A 13092-nucleotide genomic window follows, 5' to 3' on the forward strand; every position below is an offset into this window, starting at 1 on the left:
TGCGGGCGCCCAGCGAGCGCGCCCGCTCCCGGTCCGCCCGCCCCCGGGTGACCCGCACCAGGGCCGGGGCCAGCGCGTCGCGGTGGTGCGAACTCCCCTGTCGCGGCGAGCGGTCGCATGCCCGAGCAGGGCCAGCGAGGCGGACAGCAGCAGGACCTCGGCCTCCCGGGCCGCGGTGAGCAGATCCTCGGTCATGCGCCCGACCAGCCGCCGCGCCAGGTCCACCACCCGCAGCAGCTTCCCGGAAACTACTGAGGGAGGCAGCGGGTGCAGGACTCGGTGGACCGGCACGTGGTCGTCTGGGCGCGCGAGCTGGAGTGGCTGGACCCGGTGCGGGAGGCCATCGCCGGCCCGGCTGATGATCCTGGCCCGGCACACGGCGCAGGCCCGCCGGGAGGTGCCGGACGCCGACGGCCTGAAGTACTGGCAGTACAAGGTGCCGTTGACGCTGCGCAGGTCCGGACCGCCGTACGAGTGCAGTCCCTCGGGGCTCGCCGAGCGGCTGGGCCTGACCCGGGGCGCGCTGTCGGCCCGGCTCGGGCCGATCGAGGAGACAGGACTGATCACGCGCACGCAGGAGACCGGTGACCGCCGGCGCGTACGGGTCCGGCTCACCGAGGCCGGCCACGCCGCCTTCGAAGCACACGCGGCAGCGGAGGACACGGGCGAAGGCGCGCTGCTCTCAGCGCTGACCGAAACAGAACAGCGCACACTGGCGGAACTGCTGCGGAAGCTGGTCCTGGCCGTAGAGGGCGAGCCCGGGGCAGCCGCCCCAGGCTCGCCTGCGCCGAGAAGGTCCAGGTCAGCCGGGAGGTGACCCGGACCCTCGCGAATCTCCTTCCGGCACCTGCCATACCGGGGTGCGCCTACTCGTCCCAGGCCTGGATGATCAACTGGTCGGCAATCTTGCCGTCGCGCAACGTGACCATCGACTCGGCGAGGACGCGGGTGCCGTCCCCGTACTGGCAGGACTCACTGAACGCGGCGTGATCGCCCTGGACGACGCACCGGTCCAGCTTGTGTGTCATGTCGCGGCTGTAGATGTCGTCCAGCAACTCGGCGATCTGACCCCGCCCGCGCAGCACGGTGGGGTGGCTGGGCTGGTTGTTGCGGTCGACGATACGGATCTCCGCGTTGTCGGCGTAGAGCGACAGAAGGGTGTTCCCCGTGTTCCCTTCTATTCCCCGGCGCAGTGTCTCGATGTCGAAGGCGGAACCTGTCGCGGTGCCCATGGGTGACCTCCTTCGGGCGCCCGCGGCCCGGCGGGGCGCGGACCGCACGGACCCCCACCCTTCGAGATTCCCCCGGCCCGGCGGCCACGGCAAGCGCAGACGGCGGGCTCCGCCTCACGAGTGAGCGAGGGCCGCCGCCCGTGTCCGGCCGGGGTCCGCGGCCGTTGCTGAGAACATGATCTCAACACGACGTATCGTCGCCGCCCTCGGCCTCGCCGCCGGGGTCACGGGCCTTGCCGCACCGCTGGCGAACGCGGCCGGCGCGAGCGCACCGCACCCCGGGCAGATCAACCCCATGGCCGTGCTCGACTCGCTCACCGTCAGCGACATCCCCGCCCAGCACAAGGCGCAGGTCCCGCGGGTCTCCCAGCAGGTGCGCTCGCTGAACCAGGTCAGCCAGCTGAACCGGCTGAACGAACTGCACCAGGTCACCGACCTCGTGGCACCCGCGACGGGCCTGCTGCCGGCCGTCCAGGCCTGACCCGCACGCGGACACGAGGGGCGCAGGGCATCTGCGCGAGGGCCGTTCCCGGCGGGGCGGCCTCAGTGCCGCACGGCCGCCGGAAGCGGCCCAAGCCGCTGTACGACCCCGGTGGCGGCCCTCACCCCTGTACGGCCCCGGAGCCGGTGCTCGGCCCCGACCGCAGCGCCGCCCAGTCCCGGGACAGCGCGAAAGAGCCGCTGCGCTTCGCGGAGGCGGTCGGTCGGCTGCACCGCGACCGGAGTCCGCACCTGGCTCGAACAGGGCGCGGGTGACGGGCTTCACCCGCCTGCTCCCGGAATGTCTCCCGGACTGCCTCCCGGTCGGTACGGCCTCGGCCCCAGAACTCCGGCTCGGCGGTCTCCGCGCCCACCGGACGGGCGGTGACGTCGGACACCAGGGAGAGGCGTGGCGCACCCGGGCTGGAGCGTGGGGAGATACGGATCGAGGCGCCCGCAGAGGTCGTCCAGCGCTTCGGCGAACACCGGGAACACGTCCAGGAGTTCACGTCCTGTTCCGGGCCGCGGTGCGCACTCCGTTCTCGCCGGGCGCGCCCGGCGAGGCGTCCGCCCCGCTACCGATCGGTCGCGCGTAGGGTCGGCTGCGAAGGCATTCGAGGAAGGGGCCAGACCATGGCGCAGGAAGTGCGCGGCGTGATCGCACCGGGAAAGGACGAGCCCGTACGGGTCGAGACGATCGTGGTGCCGGACCCGGGGCCGGGCGAAGCCGTGGTGCGCGTCCAGGCCTGCGGTGTCTGCCACACCGACCTGCACTACAAGCAGGGCGGCATCTCGGACGACTTCCCCTTCCTCCTCGGCCATGAGGCCGCCGGTGTCGTGGAGTCGGTCGGCGAGGGCGTGAGCGACGTGGCACCCGGTGACTTCGTGATCCTCAACTGGCGGGCCGTGTGCGGACAGTGCCGGGCCTGTCTGCGCGGCCGGCCCTGGTACTGCTTCGACACGCACAACGCTCGGCAGAAGATGACCCTGACCGACGGTACGGAACTCTCGCCCGCACTGGGCATCGGCGCGTTCGCCGAGAAGACGCTCGTCGCCGCCGGCCAGTGCACCAAGGTCGACCCGGCCGTCTCCCCGGCGGTCGCCGGCCTGCTGGGCTGCGGGGTCATGGCCGGCATCGGCGCCGCCCTCAACACCGGCGGCGTCGGCCGGGGCGACTCCGTCGCCGTCATCGGGTGCGGCGGCGTCGGCGACGCCGCCATCGCCGGATCCCGCCTCGCCGGCGCGGCGAGGATCATCGCCGTGGACATCGACGGCCGCAAGCTCGACAAGGCCCGCACCCTGGGCGCCACCCACACCGTCAACTCCGGCGAGACCGACCCGGTCGCGGCGATCCGCGAGCTGACCGGCGGCTTCGGCGCCGACGTCGTCATCGAGGCCGTCGGCCGCCCCGAGACCTACCAGCAGGCCTTCTACGCCCGCGACCTCGCCGGCACCGTCGTCCTCGTGGGCGTCCCCACCCCCGAGATGAAGCTCGAACTGCCCCTGCTGGACGTGTTCGGCCGCGGCGGCGCCCTGAAGTCCAGCTGGTACGGCGACTGCCTGCCCTCCCGTGACTTCCCCATGCTCATCGACCTGCACCTGCAGGGCCGGCTGCCGCTCGACGCGTTCGTCACCGAGACGATCCAACTGGACGAGGTCGAGAAGGCCTTCGAGCGGATGCACCACGGCGACGTGCTGCGCTCGGTGGTGGTCCTCTGATGACCGTACGCATCGAACGCCTCGTCACCTCGGGGCAGTTCACCCTGGACGGCGGCACCTGGGACGTCGAGAACAACGTGTGGATCGTCGGCGACGAGCGGGAGGTGATCGTCATCGACGCCGCCCATGACGCCGAGGCCATCGCCCGCGCCGTCGACGACCGGCGCCTGATCGCCATCGTGTGCACCCATGCCCACAACGACCACATCAACGCCGCCCCCGCCCTCGCCGACCTGACCGGCGCCACCATCTGGCTGCACCCCGACGACCTGCCGCTGTGGAAGACGACCCACCCGCACCGCGACCCCGACCGGCACCTTCTGGACGGCCAGGTCATCGAGGCGGCCGGCGCCGACCTGACCGTGCTGCACACCCCGGGGCACGCCCCCGGCGCCGTCTGCCTGTACGACCCCGGCCTCGGCACCGTCTTCACCGGGGACACCCTCTTCCAGGGCGGCCCGGGCGCGACCGGACGCACCTACTCGCACTTCCCGACGATCATCGACTCCATCCGCGACAAACTCCTCACCCTCCCACCGGAGACCAAGGTCCTCACCGGCCACGGCGACGCCACCACGATCGGCGCCGAGGCACCGCACCTGGACGAATGGATCCGGCGCGGACACTGAGACCGCGCCGGCGATACCGACAGAACTCGCCGGGCCGTACGGTCACCCCATGACCGATCACACCCGCTTCTCAGGACACGGAGTTCTCGTCACCGGCGCGGCCCGCGGCATCGGCGCCGCCGTCGCGCGGAGGCTCGCCGAGGAGGGTGGGCAGGTCCTGGTCACCGACCGGGACCTGCCCGAAGCCGAACGGACCGCCGCCGGCTTGCGCCAACAGGGACTGGTCGCCGAGGCGTTGGCGTGCGACACCGCCGACCGCGGCTCGGTGGAGGCGGCCGTCGCCCACGCCGTCGCCGCGTTCGGCTCACTCGACGTGCTGGTCAACTGCGCCGCCCACTGCACCCCGGACGCCCCGCTCTTCGAGGAGGAGTCCGACGAGGCATGGGCCCAGGACCTCGACGTCACCCTCACCGGCGCCTACCGCTGCTGCCGCGCCGCCCTGCCCCACCTCGCCGCCTCCGGACGCGGCGCGATCGTCGGCATCGGCTCGGTCAACGGGCAGCAGGACTTCGGCAACCACGCCTACAGCGCCGCCAAGGCCGGCCTCGGCTCGCTCACCCGAACCCTCGCCGGGCACGCGGCGGGCCGGGGCGTGCGGGTGAACCTCGTGGTGCCCGGCACGGTCCGCACCTCGGCGTGGGAGGGCCGAGACGACGAACTCGCCGCGATCCGCCCGCTCTACCCGCTCGGCAGGGTCGGCGAACCCGAGGACATCGCCGCCGCGGTCGCCTTCCTCGCCTCCCGCGACGCCGCCTGGATCACCGGCACCACCCTGGTGGTCGACGGCGGGCTCACCGCGGTGAACACCGGCTTCCGCGTGGCCCTGCGGCACCCCTGAACCGTCAGCCCGAGGCCGCCGCCAGCACCTGAAGCACCCGCTCGGTGTCGGCCTCGGTGGTGCGCCAGTTGCTGAAGGCGGCCCGCAGCCCGGGCACCCCGCCGTACACCGTCGGCGTCACATACGCCTCACCCGAATCGGCGACCGCCCGGGCCAGTGCGTCGACCCGCTCCTGCGTGGGGTCCTCGGCGAGGGCGAAACACACGACGTTCAGCCGGACCGGTGCCAGCAGCCTCAGGCCCGGCAGCGCGTCGATGCCCGCGCCGAGCCGGCGCGCCAGGGTCACGTTCCGTTCGACGATCTCGCGATGCCCGGCACGTCCGTAGGCCACCAGCGAGAACCATGCGGGCAGGGCGCGCAGCCGCCGGGAGTTCTCCGGGGTCAGATGCAGGAAGTCGGGCTCGCCGGCGGGCAGGCCGAGATAGGGGGAGGCGTTGTGGAACACCCTGACCTGAAGGTCGCGGCGGCGGGTGAACTGCACGGCCGCGTCGTAGGGGACGTTGAGCCACTTGTGCAGGTCCACGCAGACCGAGTCGGCCGCGTCGAGACCGTCGACCAGCGCGGCGTACTCGGGGGACAGCGCGGCGAAGCCGCCGAACGCCGCGTCCACGTGCAGCCAGAAGCCGTACCGCTCCCTCAGGGCGGCGATCGCCCGCAGATCGTCGAAGTCGACCGTGTTCACGGTGCCCGCGTTCGCCACGACGATCGCCGGCCGGCCGTCCAGGTCCGCGAGGGCCGACTCCAGCGCGGCCACGTCCACGGCCTCCCGGTTGCCGGGCAGCAGCGGCACCTTCCGCAGCCGGTCGCGGCCCAGCCCCAGTACCGACATCGCCTTGGTCACGCTGGAGTGCGGGCTGCCGGAGAGCACCTCGACCGGGCCGAGCGCCGCCGCGCCCTCCCGCGAGACGTCCACACCGAGCCGCTCGCCGAGCCACTCCCGGCCGATCGCCAGCCCGACCGTGTTGGAGGCGGTCGCCCCGGTCACGAACGCCCCGCTGTGCGCCTCGCCCAGCCCGAACAGCTCGCGCAGCCAGGCCACCGTCTCCCGCTCCAGCTCCTGCGCCCAGGAGCCGCCCGCCCCGGACAGGTTCTGGTCGAACGCCGAGGTCAGCCAGTCCCCGGCCACCGACGCGGGGGTCGCGCCACCGGTGACGAAGCCCAGGTAGCGGGGGCCGGCGGAGCCGGAGAACCCAGGCGCCCACCGCTCGGCGAACCGTGCGAGCGCCGCTTCCCCGCCGGCGCCGTCCTCCGGGAGCGGAGCCCGCGTGGGCGCCCCGCCGGGCGCGGCGACCGGCCGCTCGGCCAGCCCCGCCGCCTCGCGGACGGCGACATCGCGGGCGGACTGCAGGAGTTCGGGGAGCCGGGAGAGATCCTCGGCGAGGATGGGGTGCATGTGCCGCAGCGTAGAGGGACGGGGCAGCCACGGACCCGGTCCAATTCCGGGGAAGTGGACTGGACGGGAGCGCGCAGCTACGAGCGCCCGGAAGGGGTGCGGGGAACTGCGCGACCAGCCACCCGTGCACCCGTACCCGGCAATGGCCAGACCCTCCGGACGGCGCTCAGCCGCCCCCGCCCATCCCTCCCACAGTCGCCCCAGAAGCTCTCGCGCCGCCGGTGGCATCGGCCCCTCCGCCCGCCACGCCAGGGCCACCCGGCCGCGTGCCCGTGAGTCCTGCAGGGGGAGGACGGTGAGGCCCGGCCGGGGGCCGAGACCGGGCAGGACAGCAACCCCGAGCCCGCGAGCCGCCAGCCGGCCCAACGCGTCCGGCGTCGCCGCCTCGAACGCGATGTGCGGCCGGAACCCGCCTCGGCGCACAGCCGTTCCAGGACACCGCGCACCCCGGTCCCGCGCGGTAGGCCGATCAGCCGGTGCCCGCGCAGGGCCGCCGGCGGAACGGCGGCGCAGCCGTCGTACTCGGCGAGCAGGGGGTGTCCGGGGACGGCCGCCGCGACCAGCGGCTCGTCGATCACCACGTGGTGCGCGATGCCCGGCGGCGCCTCCTCCGCGACACCGGCCACCGCGAGGTCCAGCTCGCCACGGCGCAGCGCGGCCAGCATCCGGTCGGAGGTGTCCTCGGTGAGTGTGACCTCCACCTGGGGGTGCGCCTCGTGGAAGTCCGCCAGCTGTCCGGCCAGGTCGAAGGGGTGCGCGAGGGTGCCGGGGACCAGACCGACGGCGACCCGGCCGCGCAGCAGGCCGGTGTACTCCGCCACCGTCTGCCGCACCCCGTCGACCGCCGCGAGCGCGGCCCGCGCATATGGCAGTACGGCCTCACCCACCTCCGTCGGCCGCACGGAGCGGCCCGAGCGGTCCAGCAGCGGCTGTCCCAACTCCCGCTCCAGCTGCCGTACTTGCGCGCTCAGCCCGGGCTGGGCCAGATGCAGCCGTGCCGCGGCCCGGGTGAACCCGGCAAGCAGACACCGCAGCAGACAGGGCCGCAACGGCCGCCGCCATCGCCGCCGAGCGTCGAGAACTGGCCGATCTCTTCGAGGCGTTGACGCCCGAGCAGTGGAATGCGCCCAGTCTGTGCGCGGGGTGGCGGGTGCGGGAGGTCGTGGCGCACATGTCGATGGGGTTCCGCCATCCGACGGCGCGGGTGCTGGTGGAGCTGGTCAAGGCGCGCGGCAGCCTGCACCGCGTGACCGACCGGCTCGCCCGCCGGGACGCGGCCGCCCACCCGGACGCCGTACTCGCCGGGTTCCTGCGCACCCATGCCCACCACCCCTGGACGCCCCCGGTCGGCGGCCTCGCCGCGGCCCTCGGCCACGACGTCGTGCACGGCCTGGACGTCACTGTCACCCTCGGGCTGGACCGAGAGGTACCCGAGGACCGGCGGCGGATCCTGCTGGACGCCGTCGACCCGCGCGCCTTCCGGATCTTCGGCACCGACCTCACCGGCGTCCGGCTGTGCGCGGACGACGTCGACTGGTTCTTCGGCTCCGGCGCCCCCCTTCACGGTCGAGGCCAGGACCTCCTGCTGGTCGCGTACGGCCGCAAGCTGCCCGCCGGCCGGCTGCGCGGCGAGGAAGTTCACCGTTTCGTCACAGCCTGACCGGAACCACAACCCCCGGACCCCCGCGCAGGTCTAGTAGTCCGAGATCGCGGGCATCGCGCAGGGGAGCACCCGGGGCAGGCCCTGGGCGAGTTGGGGAGAAGGGGTTGCACATGGGGGACATACGCAGACGGGGTGTCGTCGTGCTGGGCGTCACGGGACTGGTGGCGCCGCTCACGCTCGCCTTCACCGCGGCACCGGCCCAGGCCGCGAGCTGCACCACGCAGACGGGTCCGTACCAGAAGCAGGTGGAGAAGTTCCTCGGCCTGCCGGTCGACGGCAAGCAGTCCGCCGCCGACTGCCAGGCCATCAAGGCCTTCCAGGACAAGCACGGCATCGTGCCCGACATCGGCTACGCCGGCCCGGTCACCTGGGGCGTGATGGACCTGATGAACAAGCAGAAGGCCGTCGGGAACAATCCGAACAAGGACGGCGCGTGCCCGGTGAACAAGGGCCGGATCGCCTGTGTGAACCTCACGCTCCAGCTGAGCTGGATCCAGGACGGCAGGAAACTCGTCCACGGACCGGTCCCCGTGCGTACCGGCCGCAAGGGTTACACCACCCGCACCGGCCTGAAGAAGATCTACTGGCGGGACCTCCACCACGTCTCGACCGTCTACAACGTGCCGATGCCCTACAGCCAGTTCTTCGACGGCGGCCAGGCCTTCCACTCGGTCAACCTGAGCATGTGGAACCCGCCGGGCTCGCACGGCTGCGTCAACATGACGACCAAGGACGCCAAGGCGTACTGGTCGCTGCTGAAGACGGGCGACGACGTCTTCGTGTACGGCCGCAAGCCGGGCACCTGATCACCACCCGGGCGGCACCCGAGTCCGTCGCCGCCCGGACCGTCACGCCTCCGGCGCGTCCCCGAAGTCGGGGATCGGCAGCCGGGCCCCGCCCTGCCGCGCGGACTCGTGCGCGACGATGCCCGGCAGGGTGTAGCGGGCGGCCACCCATGCGTTCACCGAGGGCAGCGAGCGGGTGTTGACCGCGGTGACGAAGTCGTCCACGAGGAAGTGGTGGCTGCCCTCGTGGCCGTTGTGCAGGTGGTCGAACTCCCGTGGCAGCCGCGCCCGTTCGTGCACCGGCGCCGAACCCGAGGTGAAGGCGGCCCGCAGGTCCGGCGCGATGTGCGCCAGGGACGGATCGTCGGGGGCCAGGGTCGGCTTGGGTTCCAGCAGCTCGCTGATGTCCTTCACCCCGTTCTTGTCCTGCCACAGCGCCACCGTCGCCAGCTGCTCCATGCTGGCCTCCGTACCGAAGAACCGGAACCGGGACTCGCGGATGTGCGAGGGATAGCCGACCCGCCGGAACTCGTTCGTACGGAACGATCCGCCGCCCGCGACTTCGAACAACGCGGTCGCGTTGGACACGTCGTTGTCGAACTGGCTGACCGAACGATCGAAAACGCCGTCACCGCGATCGTCCCGCACCCCGATCGCCGACACGCTCACCGCGTGAGTGCGCCAGGCCCCGAGTACCCCGCCCACCGAGTGCGTCGGGTACAGCAGCGGCGGATAGCTGGCCGTCGTCTTCCAGTTGTCGCCGCCGCTGTACTGGTAGGCCTCGTAGAAGCCCAGGTCCATGTCGTGCACGTAGTCGCCCTCGGCGTAGAAGAGCCGGCCGAAGGCACCCTGGGCGATCTGGTTGCGGGCGTGCACGGTCGCCGGGTTGTACTGGCTGGTCTCGCCCATCATGTACGTAAGCCCGGTCGCCCGTACCGCGTCGATGATCGCGGATATCTCCTCCGCGGTGATCGCCATGGGGACGGCGGAGTAGACGTGCTTGCCCGCGCCGAGGCCCGCGAGGACCAGCGGGCCGTGCGTCCAGCGCTGGGTGAAGACCGCGACGGCGTCGACCGCCTTCGACTCCAGCATGGCCTCGTACGACGGGAAGGTGCCGGCGAGACCCTGCGCGGCGGCGAGCCGCTCGGCCCGCTCGGGCAGCAGGTCGGTGACGTAGACGTGACGGACGCCGGGATGGGCCTGGAACAGCGTGGCGAACTGACCGGAGAACTGTCCGGCGCCGACGATACCAAGAGAGAAAGTCATGCCGATTACTTTTGATGCGGAAGAATCACACCGTCAAGGGGTGGGATGGATGTTCTGTGGCGCACCATCGACCGCGTAGGGTTGGGGTGATTACTTCTGAGTCTAAAGAAAAGGAAGGACAAGGGGTTCGTTCCATGACCAGCTGGCTGCCGCTGAGCCCCGCGGAGCGCTCCGTGGCGATCGAGGTGCTCGTGCACGGACCGCTGTCCCGCACCGAGCTGGCCCGGCGACTCGGGCTCTCCCAGGGCAGTCTCACCCGGCTGACCAAGCCGCTGCTGGAGTCCGGGTTGCTGGCCGAGAGCTCCGGGACGGCCGGCCCGGCCCAGGCACGCCAGGGCCGTCCGTCACAGCCGCTCGACGTCGTGGCCGACGTCCGCTCCTTCCTCGGCTTCAAGATCACCGGGGACATGGTCTACGGCGTAGTCACCACCCTGCGCAGCGAGGTGACCGCACGGCTCGACCGGCCGCTCGTCACACACGACCCGGCCGCCGTCGCCGCACTGCTCGCGGAGCTGGCGGCCACCCTGTCCGAGGGGCACCCCGCCCCCGCGGGCATCGGCATCGGCGTGGGCGGCCTGGTGCGCGAACGCGCGGTGGTCGCCGAGTCACCGTTCCTCGGCTGGCGGGACGTTCCGCTCGCCGCGCTGGTCGGGGAGCGCACCGGGCTGCCGGTCGTCGTGGAGAACGACGTGGCCGCCCTGGTCGAGGCCGAGACGTGGTTCGGCGCCGGCCGCGGACTCGACCGCTTCGCCGTCCTGACCATCGGCGCCGGGATCGGGTACGGGCTGGTGCTCGGCGGCAGGCGCGTACCGTTCGCGGAGGACGGTCACGGCTTCGGCCATCACTGGATCATCGACCCGAACGGCCCGCTCACCCCGAGCGGCGCACGCGGCAGTGCCGTGTCGCTGCTCACCATCCCTGGCATCGAGTACCAGATCCGCGCCGCCACCGGCCGTGACGCCAGCTACGAGGAGATCCTCGCCGGCGCCGCCGCGGGCGAGCCCATGGCCACCCGGGTGATCGACGAGGCCGCCCGGGCCCTCGGCACCCTCGTCGCGCAGATCGCCAACCTGGCGATGCCGCAGAAGATCCTGCTCGCCGGAGAGGGGGTCGGCCTGATGGATGTGGCCGGGAACACGGTCCGCGAGACGATCGGCGCCCACCGGCATCCACTGGCCGACCCGGTCGACCTGGAGACGAAGGTGTCCGACTTCCACGACTGGGCACGCGGCGCCGCGGTGCTGGCGATCCAGGTGCTGGTACTGGGTGAGGGCCCGGTGTGAACTCCCGTCCCAGGCTTGACACATCGACGTGATGAGCACCACGTCCGGAATGTCCGCCTCGGGTGTACTTACTCACAGCGCCTTCACCTCGATCGGCATATGCTTCACAGCATGTCCACCACTGTTGAAGCCGCCCCCGAGCGCTCGGCCGCGGAGGTCAACGAGGAGATCAGGGCCCTGTGGCGCCGGTCGGGCGGGACACTGACCACCGAGCAGCGCGCGGAGTACCAGCGCCTCGTGATGGAGTGGGCCGCCGCGGCCCCGCGGTCGCAGCGGGCGGCCTGACCGACCTCGCGCGGACCGCACCGTACCCTTACCTTCAGGGCACCCGTGAGCGCACGGGTGCCCTTCTCGTGTCGCCCGCGTCACCCCGTCGCCCGCGTCAGCCCCAGGTCGCCGAGTAGTAGCGCTGATAGGCCTTGCGGTCCTGTTCGGCCCGGATGTAGCGGGTCGCGACCAGCGCGATCAGGCTGCCCGCGATGACCAGCAGCCCGGGTCCGAGGTTCCGGGTGTCCGTCAGCCGAGCCAGCAGCGTCTCGCCCTGCGCGCCCGTCACCGGCGCCGCGGAACCCGGCGAGGCCGCGTTCGGCGCCACCGCGCCCTGCGCGGCCGAGGCGGACGGCGCGGGGGAGGGGGACGCCTTCCCGGCGGCACCACCGGCGTTCTGCGCCGACACGATCAGCTTCACGTTCAGCGCCGCCAGCGCACGCGTCACCGGCTGGAAGAACGTCGTCCCGCCCGTCGTGCAGTCACCGCTGCCGCCCGAGGTCACACCGAGCGCGATCCCGTTGGAGAACAGCGGGCCGCCGCTGTCGCCGGGTTCGGCGCACACATTGGTCTGGATCAGCCCGGTGACCGTCCCCTCGGGGTAGTTGACGGTCGCGTTCAGCGCGGTGACCGTCCCGTCGTGCAGTCCGCTGGTGCTGCCGCTGCGGAACACCCGCTGTCCCACCGCCGCATCGGCGAGCCCCGTGATCCGCACTCCGTTGCCGCCGCCGATCGCGACGATGTCGGCGCCGTCACCGGCCCTGCCGGAGGCGTACTGCACCAGCGAGAAGTCATTGCCGGGGAAGGTGCTGGCCACCGTCCGGCCGAGCTGCTGATTCCCCTGGTTGTCGGCGAACCAGGTGGATCCCGCGGGACCGCAGTGGCCGGCCGTGAGAATGAAGTCGCTCTGCCCGTTCGTCACATTGAACCCCGCCGAGCAGCGGCCCCCCGTCGACAGGATCGGCTGGGCGCCGTTCAGCCGCGTGGTGAACGTGCTCTTCGTGCGCTCCATCCGCACGAAGCTCCCCGCCTTCGCGGCCACTTGGCTCATCCTGGACCAGTCGCTCGCGGACACCGTGCTGTCCGCGCTGACCAGGACCCGGTTGGTCCGGTAGTCCACCGCCCACGCGGTACCCGCCACCCGCGGCGCCGAACGCAGCGCCGCCGTCGCCGACTTGAGCTCGTTCATGCTGTGCGCCACGACCTTCGCCTCGGCGCCCGCGCGCCGCACCTCCCGCGCCGCCGCCTCGTCGGTCACCGCCACGACCGGCCGCCCGTCGGCGCCGATCCAGCTGCCCGCCGTCCGTGCCGTGCCGAGCCGCGCCACCAGCGCGGTCCCGGTTCCCCCGGCACCGGATGCGCCCGACGCGGCGAGCGGCCTGGCCGCGGCCGGGGGTGTCTCGCTCGCCATGGCCGCCTGGGCGACCATCGCGCCGCCCAGGAGGAGTCCGCCGACCGCCGCCAGGCGTGTCACCCGCCTGACGATCCGTCGTCGTGCGTGCCGCATGCAGGGCTCCCGAAGCCGAACCGAACGCGC

General features: G+C 72.6%; 14 protein-coding genes and 1 pseudogene. 10 read left to right on the forward strand and 5 right to left on the reverse strand.

Annotated elements, in window-relative coordinates:
- Nucleotides 1-117 precede the first annotated feature (117 nt).
- Nucleotides 118-255 (forward strand): hypothetical protein, encoded by a 138-nt coding sequence (locus ACFYOH_RS14665; protein WP_388625469.1) that lies wholly within the window; start codon nt 118-120, stop codon nt 253-255.
- A gap of 103 nt (nt 256-358) precedes the next feature.
- Nucleotides 359-817, forward strand: a complete 459-nt coding sequence (locus ACFYOH_RS14670) for a MarR family winged helix-turn-helix transcriptional regulator (protein WP_388625472.1) — start codon at nt 359-361, stop codon at nt 815-817.
- Between the two features lie 49 nt (nt 818-866).
- Here the strand turns inward: ACFYOH_RS14670 and ACFYOH_RS14675 are convergent, their stop codons facing one another.
- Nucleotides 867-1232, reverse strand: coding sequence for a nuclear transport factor 2 family protein (locus ACFYOH_RS14675; RefSeq protein WP_388625474.1), 366 nt, complete (start codon nt 1230-1232; stop codon nt 867-869).
- Nucleotides 1233-1407: 175 nt separating this feature from the next.
- Here ACFYOH_RS14675 and ACFYOH_RS14680 point away from each other — a divergent pair, with 175 nt between their 5' ends.
- The 4 genes from ACFYOH_RS14680 (at nt 1408) to ACFYOH_RS14695 (ending at nt 4898) form a co-directional block, all read left to right on the forward strand.
- Nucleotides 1408-1713: a hypothetical protein gene (locus tag ACFYOH_RS14680; RefSeq protein WP_388625475.1), complete on the forward strand. Its 306-nt coding sequence runs from the start codon at nt 1408-1410 to the stop codon at nt 1711-1713.
- 632 nt (nt 1714-2345) lie between these two features.
- Nucleotides 2346-3431, forward strand: a complete 1086-nt coding sequence (locus ACFYOH_RS14685; RefSeq protein ID WP_388625478.1) for an S-(hydroxymethyl)mycothiol dehydrogenase — start codon at nt 2346-2348, stop codon at nt 3429-3431.
- Nucleotides 3431-4060, forward strand: coding sequence for an MBL fold metallo-hydrolase (locus ACFYOH_RS14690; RefSeq protein ID WP_388625480.1), 630 nt, complete (start codon nt 3431-3433; stop codon nt 4058-4060). Before ACFYOH_RS14685 ends, ACFYOH_RS14690 begins: the two co-directional genes overlap by 1 nt.
- Before the next feature lie 49 nt (nt 4061-4109).
- Entirely contained in the window at nt 4110-4898 is a 789-nt protein-coding gene (locus ACFYOH_RS14695) for an SDR family NAD(P)-dependent oxidoreductase (RefSeq protein ID WP_388625483.1), read from the forward strand.
- Nucleotides 4899-4902: 4 nt separating this feature from the next.
- Here ACFYOH_RS14695 and ACFYOH_RS14700 read toward each other — a convergent pair whose 3' ends face one another.
- Both ACFYOH_RS14700 and ACFYOH_RS14705 read right to left on the reverse strand, forming a co-directional pair.
- Nucleotides 4903-6291, reverse strand: coding sequence for a pyridoxal phosphate-dependent decarboxylase family protein (locus ACFYOH_RS14700; protein ID WP_388625960.1), 1389 nt, complete (start codon nt 6289-6291; stop codon nt 4903-4905).
- Between the two features lie 243 nt (nt 6292-6534).
- A pseudogene (locus ACFYOH_RS14705) lies at nt 6535-7340 on the reverse strand (LysR family transcriptional regulator); the annotation flags it as partial.
- An 11-nt stretch (nt 7341-7351) separates the two neighbouring features.
- Between ACFYOH_RS14705 and ACFYOH_RS14710 the strand changes: the two are divergent.
- A complete protein-coding gene (locus tag ACFYOH_RS14710) occupies nt 7352-7951 on the forward strand; it encodes a maleylpyruvate isomerase family mycothiol-dependent enzyme (RefSeq protein WP_388625962.1) in 600 nt (199 codons plus the stop codon).
- A 113-nt stretch (nt 7952-8064) separates the two neighbouring features.
- The gene (locus ACFYOH_RS14715; protein WP_388625486.1) at nt 8065-8760 is read left to right on the forward strand and encodes a L,D-transpeptidase family protein; all 696 of its coding nucleotides are present in this window, start codon (nt 8065-8067) and stop codon (nt 8758-8760) included.
- A 42-nt stretch (nt 8761-8802) separates the two neighbouring features.
- On the opposite strand, the gene ACFYOH_RS14720 is transcribed toward ACFYOH_RS14715, so the two are convergent.
- Entirely contained in the window at nt 8803-10005 is a 1203-nt protein-coding gene (locus tag ACFYOH_RS14720; protein ID WP_388625489.1) for a Gfo/Idh/MocA family protein, read from the reverse strand.
- 134 nt (nt 10006-10139) lie between these two features.
- Between ACFYOH_RS14720 and ACFYOH_RS14725 the strand changes: the two genes are divergently transcribed.
- Nucleotides 10140-11288, forward strand: a complete 1149-nt coding sequence (locus ACFYOH_RS14725; protein ID WP_388625492.1) for an ROK family protein — start codon at nt 10140-10142, stop codon at nt 11286-11288.
- 99 nt (nt 11289-11387) lie between these two features.
- Complete coding sequence (locus tag ACFYOH_RS14730; protein WP_388625495.1) at nt 11388-11573, forward strand: hypothetical protein; 186 nt, start codon at nt 11388-11390, stop codon at nt 11571-11573.
- A gap of 97 nt (nt 11574-11670) precedes the next feature.
- Here the strand turns inward: ACFYOH_RS14730 and ACFYOH_RS14735 are convergent, their stop codons facing one another.
- On the reverse strand, nt 11671-13062 hold the full coding sequence (locus tag ACFYOH_RS14735) for a S1 family peptidase (RefSeq protein WP_388625497.1): 1392 nt from the start codon (nt 13060-13062) through the stop codon (nt 11671-11673).
- Nucleotides 13063-13092: the final 30 nt, after the last annotated feature.

The organism is Streptomyces sp. NPDC007856 (assembly GCF_042868225.1).
In the GTDB taxonomy this organism is placed as follows: Bacteria; Actinomycetota; Actinomycetes; order Streptomycetales; family Streptomycetaceae; genus Streptomyces.